The following is a 21,394-nucleotide window of genomic DNA, read 5'->3' on the forward strand; positions in this document are numbered from 1 at the left end:
CGATATTCGCTGACGTCGTTGCCGGACCAGGCCGCGACGCGCAGGATCAGGCCGCGATGCGAAGACGGCCGCGGTGCTGCTCGATGACCGCCGCGTACTCCGCGATCATCCGGTCGCGACCCAGTCGGTTGCGGGCGGCGAGCGCGGCAGCGGCGAATCCTTCGCGTTCGAGGGCGGCACGTCGCCACCCGGCCGCAACAGCGTCGGGGTCACGCGGGGTGACGATGCCGATCCCCTCGACGAGGCGGGCCGCGTCGCCGACATCCGTCGTCACCGGCACCGCGCCGCTTGCCGCTCCCTCGAGCAGACAGAGGGGCGCCGCCTCGCCGAAGGCGCTCGTGAGCGCCACGACGTCGGCCGCCCGGTAGATCGCGGGCATGTCGTCGCGGATGCCGAGGGCGTGCACGCGGTCACCGCCCTCGGCGGAGAGCATCTCGACCAGCCGGGGGTTCTCGCGCGTCATCCCCGCGCCGCACATGACATAGTGCGCATCCGGCACCATCCGGCGGTGCGCGGCGACCGACCGCAGGAAGAGCTCGGGATCCTTCATCTCGTCGAACCGGGCCGCGTAGGCGACGACGACCGCTTCCTCCGGGATGCCCAGCTCGCGACGCACCGGGTCATCCCCTCGGGTGATGGCCGGGCGGAACCGCGAGAGGTCGATGCCGTTGTCGACGACGTGGCGCCGCGCACTGCCGAGAAGCGGCGCGTACGCGGCATCCGTCGACTGCGCGCACGAGACCGCCGCCGTGACGATCCCGCGCCGGACGCTCTCGCCGAGCCACGCGAGGGCGTCGCCGGAATGCTCGGGATCGGAGCGATGGAGGCAGGTCACGACGGGCCGAGCGGGCATCATCATGGCGTCGTCGAGCGCGAGCAGCAGTCCGAGCGGCTGCTCCTTGAGCGTGAGCACGACGTCCGCTGCGGCGATCGCCCGCGACGCCGCCCGCAGCTGTCGTGATGAGTACGCATGCGGCGCATGCGGCACCGCCCCCGCGGTCTTTCCCAGCGAGGCGACGGCGATGCCCGCCGAGCGCAGCGAGCGATAGCGCGGATCGGTGGCCATGTGCTGCACCGTGGACTCGCGCCTGGCCCGCGACGCGATCGAGAGCACGCTGTGGCGCTGTTCGCCCCGCGCGTGGAGGCCGGCGACGACGTCGCTGTGGAGGATCCGAGCCCCGCCGGCGAAGAAGCCCTCGGTGAGGGAGAGGACGCGAAGCGGAGCGCTCATTCAGGACCTTCGGGATCGACGCGGCGGGTGCGATCCATCGTGCGGCAACGCTCGCCCGCGGCGAGTGAACCGCGGACGAGCGTTGCGTGAACGAACGGCGCCGGACGCCGATCCCGAGCGCCGGGCTCAGAGGATGGGCTTGCCTCCCGTGACCGCCAGACGCGCGCCCGAGATGTACGACGCCTCGTCGGATGCGAGCAGCACGTACGCCGGAGCGAGCTCCGCGGGCTGGCCGGCCCGTCCGAGGGGTGTCTGCTCGCCGAAGCTCTCCACCGCGTCGGGCGGCAGCGTGGCCGGGATCAGCGGGGTCCAGATGGGTCCCGGGGCGACGCTGTTGGCGCGGATGCCGCGCTCACCGAGCATCTGCGCGAGCGAGGCGGTGATGCTCGCGATGGCGGCCTTCGTCGCGGCGTACGGCAGCAGGTTCGGCGAGGGCTGATCGGACTGCACGGAGCTCGAGCCGATGATCGACGATCCCGGCCCCATGTGCGGCAGCGCCGCCTTCACCAGGTGGAAGTACGCGTCGACGTTCGTCGCCCACGTGAAGTCCCACTCCTCGTCGGGGATCTCCTCGAGGGTCTCGCGGTTCATCTGGAACGCGGCGTTGCTGACCAGGATGTCGATCCCCCCGAGCTCCTCGACGGTGCGCCGGACGACCTCGCGGCAGTGCGCCGGGTCGGAGATGTCCCCGGGGATGAGAACGGCGCGACGGCCCGCATCCTCGACGAAGCGCTTGGCCTCTTCGGCATCCTCGTGCTCGTCGAGGTAGCTGATGGCGACATCCGCTCCCTCGCGGGCGTAGGCGAGCGCCACCGCCTTGCCTATGCCGCTGTCGCCACCGGTGATGAGGGCGCGCTTTCCGGTGAGCTTTCCGGAGCCGCGGTAGGTCTCTTCGCCGTAGTCGGGCTTCGGCACCATCTTCTGATCGGTACCCGGGACGTTCTGCTGCTGGGGTTCCATGGTCATCCCTCTCTTTCGTCGAACGGTGAACGGTTGGTCTACCCGATCCCGACTGGGCTCCGGATACACGGGGCTTGACACCCGGTCGCCCGATCCGGCATCGCGTCGCCCGGGCGACCGACGCGTCAGTCGACGCCGCGGGAGCGGGCGATCGACACGGCAGGCGCGATGCCGCCGTCCTCCCAGACGGCGCCGTGACCCGGAAGGACGAGGCGGGCGCCCGTCTCGGCGAGCCGGCTCAGCGAATCGAGCGCCTCGCGGCTGTGCGCGGTCGCGGCCCGGGCCACGACGCGCGGGCCGACGCGCCCCGTGTAGGGATCGAGGGTGACAAGGGCGTCACCGGTCAGCAGGATGCCGCGGGACTCGAGAAGGAAGGCGCAGTGCCCATCGGTATGACCGGGCGTCGCGATCGGAAGGATGCCGCCGGCGAGCGGGATGGAATGTCCGGGCACGATCGACGGATCGGTCCGCACGCCCTTCACGCCCAGCGCTCCCGCACTCACCATCCGGGCGAGGATCGGCATCGCCGCCGGATACCGGAACGGGTAGGGGAATCGCGGAGCTTCGTGCGCGTACCGGTACGGATGCCGCGCCAGCTCCTCGTCGCCCGGGTGGACGTCGGCCACGAGGTGGTGCTCGTCGGCGAGGCGCTCGCACATCCCCACGTGATCGAAGTGCCCGTGGGTGAGCAGAAGCATGTCGATGTCGGACGGGCGGGCGCCCACGGCCGCGAGGGCCTGCTCCAGGAGCGGCCAGGTGCGCGGCAGTCCCGCGTCGATCAGGACGAGCCCGTCGTCGGAAGCGATGAGGTAAGCGTTCACACCGCCGCGGGCGAGCTGGAACACGCCCTCGGCGACCTCGGACACCCGCGGTCGGTGATCGGTCGTCATGATGCTCCCTCCGGTTCCGCACGATGATCCGCAGCCCCTCGGCCGAGCGCCCGGGGCTTGACAGATCGATCCGCGGTCACCCGCCGCGCGGGCGCGATGGTCGCACCGACCCCGGAACCAGTCAAGGCCCGTGGCTGTCTCGGAAAGGCAGACGTACCTTCGCGGCGCCGGCGCACTCGGCGCTCGGCCGATCCCCAGGAGGCGAGATGTTCTTTCATCGACAGGAACTGCAATTCGAGGCCCGTCCGGAGAAGCCCGACGCGATCTTCGCGCGACGGATGCAGGAGGTGCTCGGCGGCCAGTACGGCGAGATCACCGTGGCGATGCAGTACGGGTTCCAAGCGTGGAACGCCCACATCCCGGGCAAGTACCGCGACCTGCTCTACGGCATCGGGGCCGAGGAGTTCGGCCACGTCGAGATGCTCGCGATCATGATCGCGCAGCTGCTCGAGAAGGCTCCGGCCGAGCAGTCCGAAGCCGCCGCGAAGTCCGACCCCGTCCTCGGCGCCGTTATCGGCGGCATGGACGTGCAGGCTGCGATCGTCGCCGGCGCGGGCGTGCGCCCGGTCGACTCGAACGGCAACCCGTGGCAGGGCTCGTACGTGACGGCCAGCGGCAACCTGCTCGCCGACTTCACCGCCAACGCGAACGCCGAGATGCAGGGGCGCCTGCAGGTCGCGCGGATCTATCACATGACCGACGACAAGGGCGTGCGAGACATGCTCTCGTTCCTCTTGGCGCGCGACACGATGCACCAGAACCAGTGGATCCGGGCCGCCCAGGAGCTGCGCGAAGAGGGAGTGGAGGACATCCCCGTGCCGTCGAACTTCCCGCTCTCGAACGAGGCGCGCGAGCACGCCTACAAGTACATCAACTTCTCGGACGGTGCCGCAGCCGCCGAGGGTTCGTGGGCCTCGGGACCCACCCCCGACGGCAAGGGCGAGTTCACCTACCTCGACGGGCCCGACACCTCGGTTCCCATGCCGCCGCCCACGCAGCCGGACCCCCGTTTCTACGGCACCGACGCGAAGCCGAACATCATCGACAAGGCCGAGGGCGTCATCCGCGACAAGCTCTGACCCCGAGGGCCACGTCCGCGGGCGACGCGGCCGTGCCCCGATGCAAGGGATCTCGCACGACACCCCGGCCGGAACGGCATTTGATCGGGGTGTCGGCAATGATCCCTTGCATCGGCGCGCAGGTCAGAGCGGCCGGGAGCGGGCTCAGTCGGCGGTGAAGCCGGCGAGCTTGTGGGTGCCGTCGCAGAACGGCTTGATCGCGCTCACCCCGCAGCGGCAGAGCGCCACCGTGCGGCGGGTGCGCGGAATCGGGTTGCCCGCGTCGTCGAGCAGGTCGACGTCGCCCCGCACGAGCAGCGGCCCGTCGGGGCAGGCGGTGATGGTCACGGATGCACCGTGGTGCTCGCTCATCGTCTCTCCTTCTTCCTCAGTGTCCTCATGCTGTTCGCCGCTCGCCGCAGCCGCGTGCCGCGATAGCGCACCCCGCCGCGCAGCCGCAGCGACAGCGCTACCCAGCTCGCCAGACCCCGCTCGATGACCCACGGCACCGCCCACAGGGCATCCGTCCGCCCGAAAACGCCACGTCCGCCGTCACGGCGGCGCCCGACCTCGGCGGCGACGATGACCGCTGTCCCGGCGAGCGCCAGGGCACCCGGCCGGCGGCGCAGCGCGAGGATGAGGGGAACCACCGCCAGCTCCAGCGCGAGGCGAGCCGGCTGCGCGAGGCTGTCGTACGCCTGGCGCACGCGCTGTTCCCGGAAACGGCCTGCCGTCGCGGGCAGGCGGGCGACGAAGATGTCGCGCGCGATGCGACGGCGGCCGCCACGGGCGATGATCGTGCGCTCGAGCTCGAGGTTCTCGAAGAGGACGTCGGTGTCGTAGCCGGGGCGAGCGAGGCCGGTCCGTACCGCGACGGTGCCCGAGAAGTCGCCTCCGAAGGCGCGGTTGACGAGGATGCGGCCGGTGTCCCAGCGGGCGTGCCACGGCCGGGGCCGCAGCCAGACGTTCTGCGGCCGCACGATGTCGGCATCCGACAGCGCTGCGACGACCTGCTGCAGGGAGCCGTCGTCGTACCGGACGTCGTCGTCGGCGATGACCGTGAGCGGATGCCGGGCGAGGACGAGCCCCGTCATCGCTCCGCGCGCTTTTCCGTTGCGACCCGGCACCGACGGCGGCACCACTCGCGCGGGCGCCCAGTCACGACGGTGCGCGGCGAACAGGTGCGCGGGCGAGCCGTCGACGACGGTGACGTCGACGCGGCAGGTGAGCCAGGCGAGGTACTCCCCCAGCTCGGCCGCGTCGGACCGATGGGCTTGGTCATCCCAGCGCAGCGGCAGAACGTACTCGACGTCGTCGCGCATCACGCCGTGAGGTCGGGAAGGACGCCGCCGCGAAGCGCGCTCCGCTCCTCCTCCCAGGCAGCGAGCACGTGGTCGCCGACCAGGTCGTCGAGGACGAGGCAGGCCCGAGCGCCGAAGAGGATGTCGGGCAGCAGTTCCGGCTCGTCCTCGGCGAGGGAACCCGCGAGGTCGCGACCCGCGATCTGCTCATGCACGGCGTCGGCCTCGACGTGCTCGTCGAAGTACCACGTGACGTCGGAGCCGAACCCGAGCCGCCGGAAGCCGTCGCCGTACGAGCGGTTGGGGATCGACGAGGTCATCTCGAACGCCGCGAGGTGCCCCACGATCGCCCCGCGGAGGCGCCGGTGCAGTCCGAACAGCGACATCGCGTTATGGCTGGCCAGGACGACGGCGGGCACGGCGTCGATGTACGCGCCATAGGTGTCGTCGAGACCGGCGCCGCGGACGGTCTGGGCGAAGATCGTCGCGTGCACGCGGGCCGGGTCACCGCCGCCGTACTCGTCCGACTGGATCTCGACGAGGGCGGCCTTCGACCGGCCCCGCAGTCGCGGGATCGCCCACGAGTGCGGGTCTGCTTCGCGCAGCGTGTAGACGGTGCGGAGGATGAGGAACTCACGCAACTGCTCGAGAGAGGCCTTCTTCGCGACGAAGCGCGCCATGCCCGGTCCCGCGGTCGGGGCAGTCAGGTCGAACAGCCAGCGTGCGACGGCGTCCCGTTCCGCCTCGGGCGGATCGGCGATCTCGGCCGCGGCGCGCAGGGCCCCTCGATAGCGCGCTCGATGCGCCCTCTTGCGGCGACGAGCGACGGCTCCCATTCCCACGAGGCGTCCAGCCCCGGCAGCGAGCCGTAATGGACGGCATACATGAGGAACAGGGAGAGCTGCAGGTCGTCGTCGCACACGATGTCGGGCGTCTCGGCGAGCGCGCGCCCCACGAGCTCGGGAGCGTCGATCGGCAGACCACTCGTCGCCGGGGCGATGAGCGCCCGCTGGAGCATCGCGCTCACGGGCCCCCGGGCACCGAACGGCAGGGGATCGGCGCCGCCGAGGTCGAAGGGGATGGTCTCGATGGTGATGCTCATGGGGCTCCTCGGGGGTGACAGCGGCGACCGTACGTGGCCTGCGCGGCGTCCTTCGAGCGGGTTGACCCGTGCGATCTCGGTGTGCAAGCGGCGCCTCCGTTGCGGCGTGACGCGCGCGGGCGGTAGCGCGTCGACGTCAGCTCGTCCAGCCCGTGGGCGGGAGGCGCGGTCGCGCGCAGTGTGACGGGCACGAACCCCGGCAGAGAGGCGATCGATGAAAGCCATGACCTACCGCGGACCGTACAAGGTCCGCGTGGAAGAGAAGCCCGATCCGAGGATCGAGCACCCGCACGACGCGATCGTGCGGGTGACGCTCGCCGCGATCTGCGGATCGGACCTGCACCTCTACCACGGCATGATGCCCGACACCCGGATCGGTCACACGTTCGGCCACGAGTTCATCGGCGTGGTCGAGCAGCTCGGCGGCGCCGTGACGAACCTCGCTGTCGGCGACCGCGTGATGGTGCCGTTCAACATCTTCTGCGGCTCGTGCTACTTCTGCGCGCGTGGGCTGTTCTCGAACTGCCACAACGTCAACGCGAATGCGACGGCGGTCGGCGGCATCTACGGCTACTCGCACACGGCGGGCGGCTACGACGGCGGTCAGGCCGAGCGCGTGCGCGTTCCCTTCGCCGACGTCGGCCCCACCGTCATTCCCGACTGGATGTCGGACGAGGACGCGCTCCTGCTCACCGACGCCTATTCGACGGGCTACTTCGGCGCCCAGCTGGGAAGCATCGTCGAGGGCGACACCGTCATGGTGCTCGGCGCCGGGCCGGTCGGCCTCGCTGCGGCGCAGTCGGCCTGGCTGATGGGTGCGGGGCGGGTCATCTCGTTCGACCACCTCGACTATCGGCTGACCAAGGCTCGTGAGTTCGCGCACGCCGAGACGGTGAACATCTCCGAGCACCGCGACGTCGTCGTCGAGATGAAGCGGATGACCGACTACCTCGGTGCCGACGTCGTCATCGATGCCGTGGGTGCCGAGGCGGACGGCAACGTCACCCAGCACGTCACCTCGGCGAAGCTCAAGCTGCAGGGCGGCTCGCCCGTCGCCCTGAACTGGGCCATCGACGGAGCACGCAAGGGCGGATCGGTCTCGGTGATCGGCGCGTACGGTCCGCTGTTCAGCGCGGTGAAGTTCGGCGACGCCCTCAACAAGGGCCTCACGCTGCGGATGAATCAAGCACCGGTGAAACGGCAGTGGCCGCGCCTGTTCGAGCACATCCGCGCGGGATACATCTCGCCGAGCGACCTGATCACCCACCGCATCCCTCTCGAGCACATCGCCGAGGGGTACCACATGTTCTCATCCAAGCTCGACGACTGCGTGAAGACCGTCGTCGTCCCCTCGGAAGGCTGACCCGTGAGCGCGAACTCCTCCGACGTCCCCACCCCGTACACCCCGAACGTGCCCCGGCCGGCACCCGATCGCGCGGCGTTGCGCGCCCGCATCCCCGGATGGGGCGCCGACCTCGACCCGGCAGACCGTCCGTCCGGCACCGTCGAGAGGATCGACGAGACTGCCGCCGATCGCGGGATGCCGCCGCGACAGGCCGACGACCCGGGCCGCGAGCGCTCGATCGAGCACGCGTTCCTCACGCCCGTCTACGGCACGGCGCAACCGCTGCACGGCCTCTCGGGGCGAATCCGCCGGCTGGCCTACGCGCGTTTCAGCGAGGGCCGGGCCGCGCACTGGCTGCTGCTCATCGCGGGTGATCGCGTCGAGGCCGTCGGCGCACATGTGCGCTCGTTGGCGACGGCTCGGCCCGACAACCCCATCACCGAGACCGGGGTTCTGAGTGAAGCCCGTCGGCATCCGATCCGGTCGCGGTTCGGCCGAGGACGGGTCGACCAGCGGCACACCTGGCTCGATCCCCTCCTCGTCGCCGGGCCCTGGGTCCTCGCCGGGTGGGTCGTCATCCGTATCGTCGGACGGGCGTTCAGACGTCGCTAGGCCGATCGAGCGGGCGCGGGATCTCGGCAGCCGTCGCGGGGTCGTCGAGACTGTCGAGAACCGCTCCCGAGCTCGGGTCCGCCGCGGCGCCCCGCCGGAGGCAGGCCTGGACGAGATCGGCGGCGAGCCGGGTCGTCAGCCCCGGGGCGATGCGGTGGCCGAGCAGCGCCGCGCGCGCCTTCCACCCGACGGCGACGCACTCGCGACGGGAGACCGCCGACCGCAGGATCGCGTCGGCCACGAGCTCGGGTTCGTCCATCAGCGGCAGCCGCAGAGCGCGACCCGCGTGGTTGCCCGCGTGGCGCCAGAACGGTGTCCGAACGGCCCAGGGCAGCACCGCCGTCACCGTCACGCCCGTCGCACCGGCGAGCCGCAGCTCCTGTCGCAGGGCACGGGTGAGCGACAGCACGCCGGCCTTCGTGGCCGCGTACGACGCCTGATACGCCAGCGGGACGACGCTCTCGACCGACGCGGTGTTCACGATGACGCCACTCCCCCGCGGCACGAAACGGCGGAGAGCGACGTGCGCGCCGCGCACGGCACCGGCGAGATTGGTGTCGACCACGCGGAGGTGCTCGTCGAGGGGCGCCTCCCAGAACGGGCCGATCGTGGCGACGCCCGCATTGCCGACCCAGACATCGATCGGTCCGAACATCCGCTCCGCCTCGGTGGCGAGGCGTTCGAGGTCCTCGGTGCGGCCGGCGTCGCCCGGCACGACGTGAGCCTGACCGCCCCGGTCACGGATACGTCGAGCGAGCTCGTCCAGCGCTTCGCCGCGCCGCGAGAACACCACGACCCGCGCGCCGGCCTCGCCCGCGCGTACGGCGACGGCGCGACCGATACCGCTGGACGCGCCGACGACCACGATCGTCCGGCCGGTGAGATGGGGATGCGGAGTGGTCGCGCTCATCGACGCAGGATCGTCCCGGCGGTGCGGATGCCGAAGCCGGTTGCGTTCCCCGCGCGCACACGCTATTCCGCGTCGCGTCCTCCGGAGCCGTCGCGGGAACGACGACGTCGGCGGTGCTCCTGCCCCTCAGCGCTCCGGGAACAGAGCACCTTCCGGGAACAGAGCACCGCCGACACCGATGACGACCGCAGCCGTCAGCGGTCGGTGCGGGCGTCCTCGGCAGCCTCTTCGGCCTCAGCGCCTTCTTCGGGCGACTCGGAACCGGCCGATGCCGCGTCGTCCGCGTCGTGCTGGTGCTCGTCGTCTCGTCCGTGGTGGTCGACGCTCATGTCACTTCTCCGATCGGCTCGCGTGGCGTCCCGCGCTCGCGGGACACCTCCACTGTGCACGCCGGGCGGATGCCGCGAACCGGGCTTGCCCCGAAAGCGGATGCGTGCGAGACGCAGTCCGCTCTCGAGGCACGCCGGACTGTCAGTCGCTGGGCTCCGAGCGGTGGCGCGGCTTGCGCGCAGGGCGGTCGTCGCGCTCGCGCGGGCGATCGTCGCGGTCGTATCGACCCCGCGAGCTGCGGCTCGGTCCGCCCGTGTCGACGCGGATCTCGATCGCCTTGCCCGAGATGCGGGTGTCGGCCAGGCGGTCGAGCGTCGACTGGGGCATGTCGTTCGGCAGCTCGACCAGCGAGAAATCGGGACGGATCTGGATGGCGCCGAAGTCGCCGCGGCTCAGACCGCCCTCGTTCGCGAGCGCGCCGACGATCTGACGGGGCTCGACGCGGTGACGCTTGCCCACCGCGATGCGGTAGGTCGTCATGTTCGGGTTGCTTGCGCGCGGGCGACGCTCAGGACGCCCATCGCGGTCGTCGCGATCGAACGATCGGGGGGCGCGGTCCTCGCGCGGAGCGCGGGCGCGAGGCTCGGGGTCGGGTTCGAGCAGCAGCGGGGTCTCGCCCTGAGCGACGACGGCGAGCGCGGCGGCGACATCCACTTCGGGCACGTCGTGGTGACGGACGTAATGGGCGACGATGTCTCGGAATCGCTCGATGCGGTCGGTGTCTTCCAAGGCCGCCGTGATGCGGTCGTCGAAGCGCGACAGGCGCGTGACGTTGACCTCGTCGACGCTCGGCAGCTGCATCTGCGTCAGCGGCTGGCGCGTCGCACGCTCGATCGCGTTCACGAGCCCGCGCTCGCGCGGGGTGACGAAGCTGATCGCGTCGCCGGTGCGGCCGGCACGCCCGGTGCGGCCGATGCGGTGGACGTACGACTCGGTGTCGGTCGAGATGTCGAAGTTCACCACGTGCGAGATGCGTTCGACGTCGAGGCCGCGGGCAGCGACATCCGTGGCGACCAGGATGTCGAGCTTGCCCGACTTCAGCTGGTTGACGGTGCGCTCGCGCTGCACCTGGGCGACGTCACCGTTGATGGCGGCGGCGGAGTAACCGCGGGCGCGCAGCTTCTCGGCGACCTCCTCGGTCGCGCTCTTCGTGCGGGCGAAGACGATCATCGCCTCGAAGTTCTCGACCTCGAGGATGCGGGTGAGGGCGTCGATCTTCTGCTGGTACGACACGATCAGGTAGCGCTGGGTGATCGTCGAGGAGGTCGTCGTCTTCGACGCGACGGTGATCTCTTCGGGGTCGTTGAGGTACTGCTTCGACATCCGGCGGATGGCCGCGGGCATCGTCGCCGAGAACAGCGCGACCTGCTTCGTGTCGGGGGTGTCGGCGAGGATCGTCTCGACGTCCTCGGCGAAGCCCATCTTCAGCATCTCGTCGGCTTCGTCGAGCACGAGATACTTCAGCTCGGACAGGTCGAGCGTGCCCTTGTCGAGGTGGTCCATGATGCGGCCGGGCGTACCGACGATCACGTGGACCCCGCGGCGCAGTGCCGAGAGCTGCACACCGTATCCCTGGCCGCCGTAGACCGGCAGCACGTGGACGCCGCGGGTGCGGGACGCGTACTTCTCGAACGCTTCGCAGACCTGCAGCGCGAGCTCGCGCGTCGGGGCCAGCACGAGAGCCTGAGGGGTCTTCTGCGTCAGGTCGAGCCGGTCGAGGATCGGCAGCGCGAAGGCGGCGGTCTTGCCGGTACCGGTCTGCGCGAGCCCGACGACGTCGCGTCCCTCGAGGAGCGTCGGGATCGTCGCCGCCTGGATCGCCGACGGGGTCTCGTAGCCCACGTCGGAGAGTGCCTTGAGCACCTGCTCCCCCAGCCCGAGGTCGCGGAAAGTGATGACGGGCGGCTCGTCGGCGGACTCGGGTACAGGCTGTTCAGCAGAAGTGGACACGCTTCAGGGTAGTCCGCCTCTGCTGAGAACGCGCGATCGGCCCGGCGCGCTTCGGCCCGGTGCCCTAGCCTCGAAGCAGGTCGAGGGACTCGAGGGGGTATCGATGCCGGAGTGGTTGCTCTTCACCATCGCCGCGGTGGTCTTCTCGATCGCGGCCACCTGGCTCGCGAAGCGCGCGCTCGAGGCGCGGGTCGGCTGGGTGCGCGGGCCGCTCGTCTCACTCATCGTCTTCGTCGTTTTCGGACCGCTCGGCGTCTGGGTGCTGCGCGGAGCGGGCGTGCTTCAGGAGCAGGGCGGTCTGCTCACCGACCAGCCCGTCGCGTTCGGTTTCGTGCTGCTCGTGCTCGCGTGGCTGTTCGCGATCGTCCTCATCGCCCTCATCACGCTCGAGCTCATGTGGCCGGCGCGGCCGCCGATGGGGCCCGTCACCTACGTTCGCGAAGCGTTGCACCGGCGCCGCCGGGCGGTGCGGTACGCACGTATCGTCGCGATCGCCTCGCGGCACGGCCTCGGCGGGATGCGCAGCGAATCCGCGCGCGCCGAACTGCCCCGAGCGCTCGCGGCCACCCTCGACGACGCGGGCGTCACCTTCGTCAAGCTCGGCCAGATCCTCTCCACCCGCAACGACCTCCTCCCCTCCGAGATCACGAGTGCGCTCGCCTCGCTGCAGATGGACACGACGCCCATCCCCTGGCATGAGGCGAAGGCCGCGATCGAGAAGCAGCTGGGCCGGCCGATCGAGCTCGTCTTCGCCAGCATCGACGAGACGCCGCTCGCAGCGGCATCCGTCGGTCAGGTTCACAGCGCACGGCTGAAAGACGGTCGCGCCGTCGTCGTGAAGATCCAGCGCCCCAAGGCGCGCGCGCAGGTGGCCACCGACCTCGACATCATCGAACGGGCGGCCGCGGACCTCGAGCGGCGCACGACATGGGCGAAGGATGTCGGCGCCTCGGCCCTCGCCGCGCAGTTCTCCGCCGCACTGCGCGAAGAGCTCGACTACCGGGTCGAGGTCGCGAACATGGAGATGCTGCGCGACTCGATGACGGCCGCCGACGCTCGCGCGGTGCGGATCCCGGACGTCTATCCCGACCTCTGCACGGAACAGCTCATCGTCATGGAGCACGTGCAGGGCATCCCGTTCAGCCGGCTGCCCGAGCCCGGCAGCGACGCACCGAACGCCGTCGCTCCCGACGAGGCGACGCGCATCGCCGACGCCGTGCTCGACGTCATCGTCGGGCAGATCGCGCTGCGCGGCGTCTTCCACGCCGATCTGCATCCCGGCAACCTCATCCTGCAGCCCGACGGCATCGTCGCACTCATCGACTTCGGGTCGGTCGGAATCATCGAGCGCAGCATGCGGCGCCTGTTGCTGCCGATGCTCGTCGCGCTCCACAACGAAGACGACTCGGGGGCGACGGATGCCGTGCTGATGCTCGTGAAGCCGCGCGGCGACGCCGAGCTCGACGTCGGAGCACTCCAGCACGACATCGGCGTCATCCTCACACGACTGCACAACTCCACCTCCGACCAGCACCTCTTCACCGCACTGATCGAGGTGCTCCGGCGCCACCGACTCGCACTCCCGCCCGGTCTGCTGCTGGGATTCCGGACGCTCGGCGCGATCGAGGGGACGCTGCGGCGACTCGATCCCGACTACGACATGATCAAGCGCGCACTGTCGCGGGCCCCGCAGTACGCCCTGCACATGAACGACCCGCGCTCGGTGGCGATGACCGCTCAGGTGCAGCTGCAGCTCGGGATCGAGCGGGCGCGTGAGCTGCCCCGCCGCGTGGACGGCATCCTCGGCGATCTCGAGGCGGGCCGTCTCACCCTCCGTCTCCGCGCGCTGGAGTCGCCCGACGACCGCTCGTGGGTCGAGTCGCTCACCGGACGCCTCACCACGACGCTCGTCGGGGCCACCCTGGTCATCGTCGGCGTCATGATGGGCGTCGTCCAGCACGGTCCGCTGCTCACCGACTCGGTGTCGGTCTTCCCGTTCCTGGGTAGTGTGGTCGGGCTCGGCGGCCTTCTGCTGCTGTTGCGTTCGCTGCGCTCGGCGCTCGTCCGTCGCGATGGAAGGTGACCCATGAAGATCCGCGATCTCGTCCACTTCGTCGCCGCGGCCGACACGCTGCACTTTCCGCGTGCCGCCGAGAAGCTCGGAGTATCGCTCCCCGTGCTGTACTCGTCGATCGACCGCCTGGAAGAAGAAGTCGGACATCCGCTGTTCACGAAGGACGGCGGCAAGCCGCGCCTGACCCCGGCGGGCACCCTGCTGCTCGCCGACGCCCGAGCCGAGGTCGCCGCGGCTCCCGCGCCGGCCGTCGCGCCGAAGCAGAAGGCGTCGGGCGGCGGAAAGGCCAAGGCCTCGAAGGGCTCGGGCCGTGCCCCCATCGTCAAGGGACAGCCCAAGCCGTACAAGAAGCGTCAGGGACGCTGACCGTCAGGTGCGGGTGGCGGTCGTCCCGCGCGTTCGCGCCTCCGCACCGGTCCGCGGGCTCCAGCGGAACAGATCGATGAGCCGCGCGAGCGCGGGAACGCGCGCGAGCAGGAGCAGCAGGCCGTAGCCGAGGGCACCGCCGGCGACGTTCGAGAGGAAGTCGTTGACATCGGCGATGTGTCCGCCCGCGAAGTACGCCTGAGCCGCGAGCTGCAATGCCTCCACGGTCAGGCTCGTGATCGCCGCCGCGCCGACGACCTTGAGCCACGTCGGCCGGGCGAGCATGAGCGGGATCAGGATGCCGAGCGGCACGAAGACGAGCATGTTCATCAGCGCGTCGTCGAGCTCGTAGTCGGCGAACGGGATGAGCGCCAGACCCGGCGTCCACGGGGTTCCCGAATCGGGCTTGTCGAGGAAGATCGGGAAGATCGTGTTGCCCACGATGCCCGCGGCGTAGACGGCGACCGCCGCGGCCACGGCCGCGCGAGCCGGCGAGAAGCTGCGCCGGGCCCACAGCACGGCCAGCAGCACGGCGAAGACGACGATGCCGAAGGGGATGACAACGGGGAGGACCGGTACTTCGGCGAAGGGATTGCTCATCACCGTCGACGCTATCGCGACGCTGCCCCACGCCGGGACGGCGCCGTCACCGCACCCGCGGGTCGATGAGGAACTTCATCGTGTCGGGGTCGGAGTTGCGCCCGAAGAAGTCGGTGAGGTCATCGAGTCCGCCGCGCGCAGTCACGAGGTCGTCCACTTTCACGGCCCCCGACGCGACCAGCTGGATGGCGAGCGGCCACGTGTCGACATAGCGGAAGAGCCCCTCGACGACGAGCTCGCGACTCTGCAGCAGGAAGAGGTCGAGGTCGACGGTCGACGACCCCATCCCGACCAGGACGGCGCGGCCGGCGCCGCGGAGCGAGCGCAGCCCGGCGGCGATCGCCGCCCGGGCGCCGGACGCGTCGATGAACGCGTCCATCCGCCGATCGAGCGACGCCACCTCGGCGGGCTCCATCACGCGCGTCGCCCCGTGCGTGAGCGCGACCCGTCGACGAGCGTCGACCGGGTCGACCACCACGACCTCGGCCGCGCCGAACGCACGCGCCGCGGCGCCGGTCAGGATGCCGATGGGACCGGCACCGGCCACCAGCACTCTCGAGCCCGGCACCACCCCGGCCTTGCGCACGGCGGCGATGCCGACCGACAGCGGCTCGAGCAGCGCGCCCTCGTCGTCGCTCATCGTCTCGGGCAGCGGGTGCGCCGCGTCGCCGGGAACCGCGAGGTAGCGCGCGAACGCGCCGTTCTCGGGCGGTGCCGAGGGGAACCGCATCCGCTCGCACAGGTTCGTACGCCCCGCCCGGCACGCCGGGCACCAGCGGCAGGGACGCTGCGGGTCGATCGCGACCCGCTCTCCGATCCGGTGCGCGTCGGCGGGAGAAGCGACAGCGGCGATCACCCCGGCGGCCTCGTGGCCGAGGATGAGGGGGCTCTCGACGACGAGGTCGCCGACGCGGCCGTGCTCGAAGAAGTGCACGTCCGACCCGCAGAGCCCGACGGCGGTGAGCTCGACGAGCACGTCACCCGGTTCCATCTCCGGTACCGGCACGTCGCGGACCTCGAGACGACCCGGCTCGACCAGCACGCTCGCCATCATGCGATCCGGGATGCCGCTCACGCGTGCACCCGCTGATCGGCCGATGCGGTCGCCGGCGACTGTGCCAGCGACGCCTCCATCTTCTCGTCGTAGCGCGCGAGCGCCGCGGACAGGTCGTCGGCCCGGTGGCGCGCCGCCTCGACCGGGTCGAGCGCGAACAGCAGCGTCTCGGGGAGCGATGTCGCGAAGTAGTCGACGCGCGCCGGAGCAGAGCGCAGCTCGCTCACCCGCGCCGCGACGCGTGACCGCAGGCTCGCCGCGGCGGCGGCGTCACCCCGGGCACGGGCGGCCCGCGCCCCGTCGAGCGTGGCGGCGTCGACCTCCGCCGCGGCCGCCTCCGCCATCGCCGCCCGCCACGCGTCATCGGCCGCGACCCCCTCACCCGAATCCGCGCGAAGCCGCCCGAGCCGAAGCCACAGGGCTGCGCGATTGTCGAGCAGGTGCCAGGCCTCGCCGAGTGATCGCGGAGCGTCGAGAGCCCGCTCGAGGATGGCCGCAGCCTGCGCGGCATCCGGCTCGATCTCCTCGGCGCGTGCGATCGACGCCCGGGCGAACGCGCGGATCGCCATTCCCTCGCCGCCCTCCCACGGCTGCAACGGACGACTGAGCAGCAGGTCGAGCGCCTCGGCGGATCGCCCGTTCGTCGTCAGCAGGTCTGCCAGGGTCACGAGAAGGTCGTCGCGCACGATCAGCCGGTCGCGCTGCGGCTCGAGCCTGGCCAACCGGGCGGCGGTCGAGATACCGCGACGCTGCGCGAGCTGGTCGAGTTCGAACCACAACCGCGGGTCATCGCTGACCTCGACGGCCCGGTCGTACAGCTCAGCGGCGGCGTCGAGGTCGCCCCCGACCTCCGCCGTCGCGAGCGCGGCGTTGCGCAGCAGCACGCCGTCGCGGGTCGCGTCGTCGAGCGCGGCGCGCCACTGGGCCAGCGCGTCGGCTCGGCGTCCGCGGTCGTAGAGCCACATACCGAGCAGCGATCGGGCACGCGCATCCGTCGGATCCGCGGCCACGGCTGCGGCGAGAGCGTCGTAGGCGTCGAGGCCCGCGGGGAACACCCAGTCGGCGGGTGCGCGCTGCGCGCGACGGCGAGCCTCGGCGGCGGCTTCGGTCTCGCCCGCTCCGGCGAGCAGACGCGCCCGGACGTACTCGGCGATCGGTGCCGCTCCTCCCGTGCCAGCCGCCGGGCGCGCGGCCGCGGCGGCGAGCACCGCGAGCGCCTCGTCTCGCTGCCCGACACGGGCGAGGTCGCCCGCGAGATCGAGCAGCATGAGGCCGTCGTCCGGGAGGCCGCGCCCGCCGAGGTAGGCGGTGAGCACGTCGAGCCGATCGGTCTGCTCGAGCGTCGTGAGCTCGGCCGCCGCCTCCGCCTCACGCCCGAGGCGACGCAGCACGATCACCCGCAGGTTCCGCGCGAGCGGATCGTCCGACCCCTGACGGAGCGCATCGTCGAGGCGGCCGAGCGCGGCGAGGTCGCGCCCGGCTCGCGCGTCGAGCAGAGCCATCTGCACACTGGCGGGGTGGGCCCACCGCACATCCCACGCGGCCTTCGCGAACGCGTCGTAGGCACGCTCGTCGTGGCCGCGACGCGTCTCGACGAGGCCGAGGCGGTAGTGCGCCTCACCGTCGGCGGGGTTCGGGTTGCGGAAGGTCAGCCGGTCGACGGCGGCACGCAGGTATGCCGCGGCGTCGTCGTATTCGCCGCGGCCGTAGGCGGACGCGCCGAGCGCGGTGTTCGCGCGCGCGTCGCCGGGGTCGCGGCGGAGCGCCTCTTCCCAATAGGGCTCGGGATGCCGCGTCGGATGGCGGTACTGCGCGAGGTGTACGCCCGTGAGGTACAGCTCGTCGGCCGACGCGATGTCTGCGGGCAGCGGCGGCTCGGTCGCGACGGCGGGCTCGGGCGCGCCGTCGCCGTCGGAGCGCGGCCGCCAGCGGATGAGCTCGCGATCGCCGTCGCGGACGACGATCTCGACATCGGTGGCCACGATCCCCTCAGCGCACTCGATCGACTCGATGAACGCCCGGCCCGGCCCGAGGTCGACGACACGTTCCTCGGTGTCGGCCCCGACGCTGAGCCGCACCCGCGCGCCAGATACGTTCGCGGTGACGGCGACACCGATGTGCACGCGCCCCTCTTCGAGACGCACCGAGACCGCGGCATCCTGGGTCGCCTGGTGCGCCGCGCCGATGCCGGTGATCGGGAACCAGAACTGCGAGAACGTCTTGACCTCGCCGGGTGCGAGGTAGGCGAAGTCGGGCTGGTTGTCGGTGTACACCCCGGCCATCAGCTCGACGTAGGGGCCGTCGCCGTCGGTCAGCTGGTCGTCCCACGCGTGGCCGAAGGGCGCGTTGCCCCACGTCCACTGCTTCTTGCCCGGTGCGATGCGGCGGTCAGCCCAGTGCACGAAGCCGGCACCGACGGCGTGGTCATAGCCGCCGAAGAAGTCGTCGCGCGTCTCGACCACCATGTACGACGTGGGCACGGGGATGTTGCCGTAGTAGTCGATGCGGTCGGCATCGGGATGGGCCGCGTCGACCCGCGCCAGGTAGTCGACACCGTAGTAGGGACGGTCGGCTCGCGGGAAGGCGGTGATGGCACGACGCGCATGATCGGCGACGTAGCGGACGTCGGTCGGGAAGAACGACTGGTAGTCGTCGTGCGCGCGCGCCGCGACGTTCGCCCACCACAGGAACGTCTGCGGCACCTCGGTGCGGTTGTGCAGCCGCGCGCGCAGCTCGATCAGCGAGCTGTCGGGGCGCAGGCGGATGCCGTGGGTGCCGCGCATGCGCGCGAAGGGGTCGTGGTCCGACATCCAGACGGTGACCGCCCCGTCGGGTTCGCGCTCGATCCAGCTCTCCATCGGCAGGAAGGTCGCGGGACGGTGGTGCTGCGGCCAGTTGAACTCGACACCCCCCGACACCCAGGGACCGGCGAGCCCGACGAGGGCGGGCTTGATGACGTTGTTCCGGTAGAAGAAGTCGTAATCGGCGGTCTTGTCGTAGCCGATGTGGATGCGGCCGCCGAGCTCGGGAAGCAGCACCAGCCGAATCCAGCGGTTCTCGATGTGCACCGCGCGCCAGTCGCGATCGCGCGGCGCGGCGGCGATCCGCTCGGTGAACGGCAGCGGGTACACCCGGCCGCTCGACCCCTGGTAGACCCGGCGGTCGAAGAACATCGGCAGCTTCTCCGGTTGCGCCGGCTCGTAGGTGGGGATCGTGAGCGGCTGCTCCCAGACGGCCACGCCGCCGTCGTCGAGCGTCGCCTGCTCGTCCGCGGGCGGCTCGGGAAGACGCAGCGAGGATGTCGAGGTCGAATGCATGCCTCCAGCGTCGCCGAGCGAGCGCGGCGGCGACATGGCGGAAGTGGCCGTGCACCTGGACGATTCGCCGATATGCCAGGATGGCGACCATGGCCATCTCGGACGGTTTCGCGGGTGAGAGGCTGTGCGTCGTGCCGGCGCCGGCCATCACCGCAGCACTGCAGCGCCCCGTGACCCGCCGACTCGTCGTCACCGATGCCGGCTGGTTTCCGCACGCCGCAGATCATGGCCGGACTCGCGAGCGCGGCATTCGCACGACGATCGTCATCGTCTGCACGGCGGGCGCCGGGTGGCTCGAGATCGCCGGGACACGCCACCGGGTGCAGGCCGGCACCGCCGTGGTGATCCCCGCGCGCACGCCGCACGCCTACGGGGCGGATGCCGATGACCCCTGGACGATCTGGTGGTGCCATGTCGTCGGCTCCGACGTCGATGACCTCACCGCGGCGATCGGCACGACCGCCGCGCGTCCGCTCGTACGGCTGCACAGCGTCGAACGCGCGGTGTCGCTGCTCGACGAGATCGTGCGCGGGCTCGAGCGCGACCAGTCGCCCGTGCGCCTTGTCGCCGTCACGGGCGCCGCATTCAAGCTCATGACGCAGCTCGCCTCAGACCAGGCGCTGCCCGAGCGCGGCGACCCGCTCGAGCGAGCGATGACGTTCCTGTCCGAGCGGCTCGACAGCGCGGTGCCGGTGAGCGAGCTCGCAGCCCTCGTCGGCGTCTCGGCATCCCATCTGACGTCGCTGTTCCGGCGCGCGACGGGAGGCGGCGTCCTGGCCTACCACACGGGCCTCCGCATGACGGCGGCGCGCACCCTTCTCGAGCGCACCGACCGCACCGTCGGTCAGATCGCGACCGAGGTCGGGTACAGCGATCCGTTCTACTTCTCGCGGCACTTCCGACGCGTGCACGGGATGAGCCCGAGCCGCTACCGGGAGGACCGTCGCGGGTGACAGCCCTCAGTCGCGACCGGGGGCGGCCGTCGTCGGGGCCGCGAGGATCTCGGCGTTGAGGCGCCGCTGCCACGCGACATCCGACCACTGCGGATGATGCGGCGCCGCGTTCGAGCTGAGCACCATGCCCCACACCCCGTGCTCGAGTGCGGTGCGGACGCCATGCTCGGCGAGTTCGGTTCCGACCGGCCCGTCTTCGAAGTCGGCGCGCAGCGGGGTGTAGCCGACCCACCCCTCCCCCACGACGGCCGGGATGCCGCGGCGGCGAGACCACGCGGCGAGCGCCGTCACCCGCGACCCGATCTCGCGCAGCATCTCTTCGCGGTAGAGCCCGTAGTGGTTGTACAGCCAGCGGTCCCAGAGGTCGGGGTCGACCCAGTCGTATCCGTAGATCTGCTGATCGGTGATGACGGTGGCCTCGAACTTCCAGTCGGCGGCGCGGCCGTACTCGGCGAACGAGGGCGCGTCATCGACGAGCAGTGCCCGCATGGCTGAGCCCGGGAAGCCGTCAGTGCCTTCGGAACGGATGTCGATGCGTCGCTGCAGCGCGTCGAGCACGCCGTAGGCGTAGACGTGCAGCTGACCGACCTGGAACCGCTCGGAGAGTCCCGCGAGGTCGAGGAAGGGCGCCTTGCCGTAGCTGGCGGTGACGAGGTGACCGGGGTGCGCGGCACGCACGCGGTCGAGAGCGGCATCCCCGCCGTCGGCGAACGCGGGGACGATCGAGAAGTCGACCTCGTTGTGGAGCTCGGCGAAGGCGATCGTGTCGGTCAGACCCGCGGCCTCGATCTCATCGAGCATCCGGATCGTCGCGGACGCGAGCAGGTCGTAGCGCTCTTCGAGCGGCACGGCGTCGATCGCGCGGAACCAGCGCTCGTCCGCCGCGAACGCCGGCGACTGCTGGTACTCCCAGCTCGCGAGAATGACGACGATGCCGCGTTCGCGGGCACCGCGCAGCAGGTCGAAGAAACGCGTGCGGAGGTCGAGCCGATAGCCGCCGGGCACGTCGTACCAGCGCGTTCCGTTGCCGAACACCTCACCGTGCGGCGAGCGCCCGAGTCCCTCGATCTCGAGGTCGCTCGCGAGGTCGTCGAGTCCGAGACCGCCGAAAAGCAGCAGCGGCGCGGCGCAGATGCGGATGGCGTTGTAGCCGCGGTCGACGGCCTCATCGAGGGCTGCACCGAGGTCGGCGTAGGGCTCGCCGGCGCTGGCCCGGGTGTACCAGGAGAAGTCCCACAGGGTGATCGTGAGGCGCGGCGGCAGGTGGGCGGGAACGGCGCCCGTCAGTGCCCGGGTGTCGGGGGCCGGGTCGTGTCCGGAGCCGAGGTAGCGGGTCATCGG

At 71.2% G+C, this 21,394-nt stretch carries 18 protein-coding genes and 1 pseudogene; 6 read left to right on the plus strand and 13 right to left on the minus strand.

The features are described from left to right. Positions 1-46: 46 nt before the first annotated feature. The 3 genes from CBF90_RS05350 to CBF90_RS05360 all read right to left on the minus strand — a co-directional run bounded on the left by CBF90_RS05350 (position 47) and on the right by CBF90_RS05360 (position 3,081). Positions 47-1,231 (minus strand): glycosyltransferase, encoded by a 1,185-nt coding sequence (locus tag CBF90_RS05350; protein ID WP_088380090.1) that lies wholly within the window; start codon positions 1,229-1,231, stop codon positions 47-49. 126 nt (positions 1,232-1,357) lie between these two features. Then, the gene (locus CBF90_RS05355; protein WP_023954658.1) at positions 1,358-2,197 is read right to left on the minus strand and encodes an SDR family oxidoreductase; all 840 of its coding nucleotides are present in this window, start codon (positions 2,195-2,197) and stop codon (positions 1,358-1,360) included. A gap of 119 nt (positions 2,198-2,316) precedes the next feature. Next, positions 2,317-3,081, minus strand: coding sequence for an MBL fold metallo-hydrolase (locus tag CBF90_RS05360; protein ID WP_023954660.1), 765 nt, complete (start codon positions 3,079-3,081; stop codon positions 2,317-2,319). A 206-nt stretch (positions 3,082-3,287) separates the two neighbouring features. Between CBF90_RS05360 and CBF90_RS05365 the strand changes: the two genes are divergently transcribed. After that, entirely contained in the window at positions 3,288-4,160 is an 873-nt protein-coding gene (locus tag CBF90_RS05365; RefSeq protein WP_023954662.1) for a manganese catalase family protein, read from the plus strand. A 144-nt stretch (positions 4,161-4,304) separates the two neighbouring features. On the opposite strand, the gene CBF90_RS05370 is transcribed toward CBF90_RS05365, so the two are convergent. From CBF90_RS05370 to CBF90_RS05380, 3 genes and pseudogenes are all read right to left on the minus strand, one after another. Continuing rightward, a complete protein-coding gene (locus CBF90_RS05370; RefSeq protein WP_071917955.1) occupies positions 4,305-4,511 on the minus strand; it encodes a CDGSH iron-sulfur domain-containing protein in 207 nt (68 codons plus the stop codon). After that, positions 4,508-5,461, minus strand: coding sequence for a glycosyltransferase (locus CBF90_RS05375; RefSeq protein WP_088380091.1), 954 nt, complete (start codon positions 5,459-5,461; stop codon positions 4,508-4,510). The genes CBF90_RS05370 and CBF90_RS05375 overlap by 4 nt, the downstream gene beginning before the upstream one ends. Further along, positions 5,461-6,542 (minus strand): annotated as a pseudogene (locus CBF90_RS05380) (iron-containing redox enzyme family protein). Before CBF90_RS05380 ends, CBF90_RS05375 begins: the two are co-directional and overlap by 1 nt. Positions 6,543-6,756: 214 nt before the next feature. Here CBF90_RS05380 and CBF90_RS05385 point away from each other — a divergent pair. After that, complete coding sequence (locus CBF90_RS05385; RefSeq protein ID WP_064954948.1) at positions 6,757-7,905, plus strand: zinc-dependent alcohol dehydrogenase; 1,149 nt, start codon at positions 6,757-6,759, stop codon at positions 7,903-7,905. A 48-nt stretch (positions 7,906-7,953) separates the two neighbouring features. After that, on the plus strand, positions 7,954-8,499 hold the full coding sequence (locus CBF90_RS05390) for a hypothetical protein (RefSeq protein WP_088380251.1): 546 nt from the start codon (positions 7,954-7,956) through the stop codon (positions 8,497-8,499). Here CBF90_RS05390 and CBF90_RS05395 read toward each other — a convergent pair. The 3 genes from CBF90_RS05395 to CBF90_RS05400 form a co-directional block, all read right to left on the minus strand. Beyond that, positions 8,486-9,409 (minus strand): SDR family oxidoreductase, encoded by a 924-nt coding sequence (locus CBF90_RS05395; protein ID WP_088380092.1) that lies wholly within the window; start codon positions 9,407-9,409, stop codon positions 8,486-8,488. The two genes, CBF90_RS05390 and CBF90_RS05395, sit on opposite strands and share 14 nt — an antisense overlap. A gap of 194 nt (positions 9,410-9,603) precedes the next feature. Then, positions 9,604-9,738 (minus strand): hypothetical protein, encoded by a 135-nt coding sequence (locus CBF90_RS18880; protein ID WP_023954676.1) that lies wholly within the window; start codon positions 9,736-9,738, stop codon positions 9,604-9,606. A gap of 142 nt (positions 9,739-9,880) precedes the next feature. Next, complete coding sequence (locus CBF90_RS05400; protein WP_088380093.1) at positions 9,881-11,689, minus strand: DEAD/DEAH box helicase; 1,809 nt, start codon at positions 11,687-11,689, stop codon at positions 9,881-9,883. 103 nt (positions 11,690-11,792) lie between these two features. On the opposite strand from CBF90_RS05400, the gene CBF90_RS05405 reads away from it, so the two are divergent. Together CBF90_RS05405 and CBF90_RS05410 are read left to right on the plus strand one after the other, a co-directional pair. After that, entirely contained in the window at positions 11,793-13,772 is a 1,980-nt protein-coding gene (locus CBF90_RS05405; protein ID WP_088380094.1) for an AarF/ABC1/UbiB kinase family protein, read from the plus strand. 3 nt (positions 13,773-13,775) lie between these two features. Next, on the plus strand, positions 13,776-14,129 hold the full coding sequence (locus CBF90_RS05410; RefSeq protein WP_064954952.1) for a LysR family transcriptional regulator: 354 nt from the start codon (positions 13,776-13,778) through the stop codon (positions 14,127-14,129). A 3-nt stretch (positions 14,130-14,132) separates the two neighbouring features. Here CBF90_RS05410 and CBF90_RS05415 read toward each other — a convergent pair whose 3' ends face one another. From CBF90_RS05415 to CBF90_RS05425, 3 genes are read right to left on the minus strand one after another with little or no spacing between them, the layout of a single operon-like run. Next, positions 14,133-14,729, minus strand: coding sequence for a VanZ family protein (locus CBF90_RS05415; protein ID WP_052007935.1), 597 nt, complete (start codon positions 14,727-14,729; stop codon positions 14,133-14,135). Positions 14,730-14,775: 46 nt separating this feature from the next. Next, positions 14,776-15,804 (minus strand): alcohol dehydrogenase catalytic domain-containing protein, encoded by a 1,029-nt coding sequence (locus CBF90_RS05420; protein ID WP_242435597.1) that lies wholly within the window; start codon positions 15,802-15,804, stop codon positions 14,776-14,778. Further along, the gene (locus CBF90_RS05425; RefSeq protein WP_172407790.1) at positions 15,801-19,100 is read right to left on the minus strand and encodes a DUF5107 domain-containing protein; all 3,300 of its coding nucleotides are present in this window, start codon (positions 19,098-19,100) and stop codon (positions 15,801-15,803) included. Before CBF90_RS05425 ends, CBF90_RS05420 begins: the two co-directional genes overlap by 4 nt. A gap of 89 nt (positions 19,101-19,189) precedes the next feature. Here CBF90_RS05425 and CBF90_RS05430 point away from each other — a divergent pair, with 89 nt between their 5' ends. Continuing rightward, on the plus strand, positions 19,190-20,053 hold the full coding sequence (locus tag CBF90_RS05430) for an AraC family transcriptional regulator (RefSeq protein WP_071919342.1): 864 nt from the start codon (positions 19,190-19,192) through the stop codon (positions 20,051-20,053). Positions 20,054-20,059: 6 nt separating this feature from the next. Here CBF90_RS05430 and CBF90_RS05435 read toward each other — a convergent pair whose 3' ends face one another. Beyond that, positions 20,060-21,391, minus strand: a complete 1,332-nt coding sequence (locus CBF90_RS05435) for a cellulase-like family protein (RefSeq protein WP_088380096.1) — start codon at positions 21,389-21,391, stop codon at positions 20,060-20,062. Between the last annotated feature and the right edge of the window lie 3 nt (positions 21,392-21,394).

Source organism: Microbacterium sp. AISO3 (assembly GCF_002204305.1).
GTDB classification, from domain to species: Bacteria; Actinomycetota; Actinomycetes; order Actinomycetales; family Microbacteriaceae; genus Microbacterium; species Microbacterium arborescens.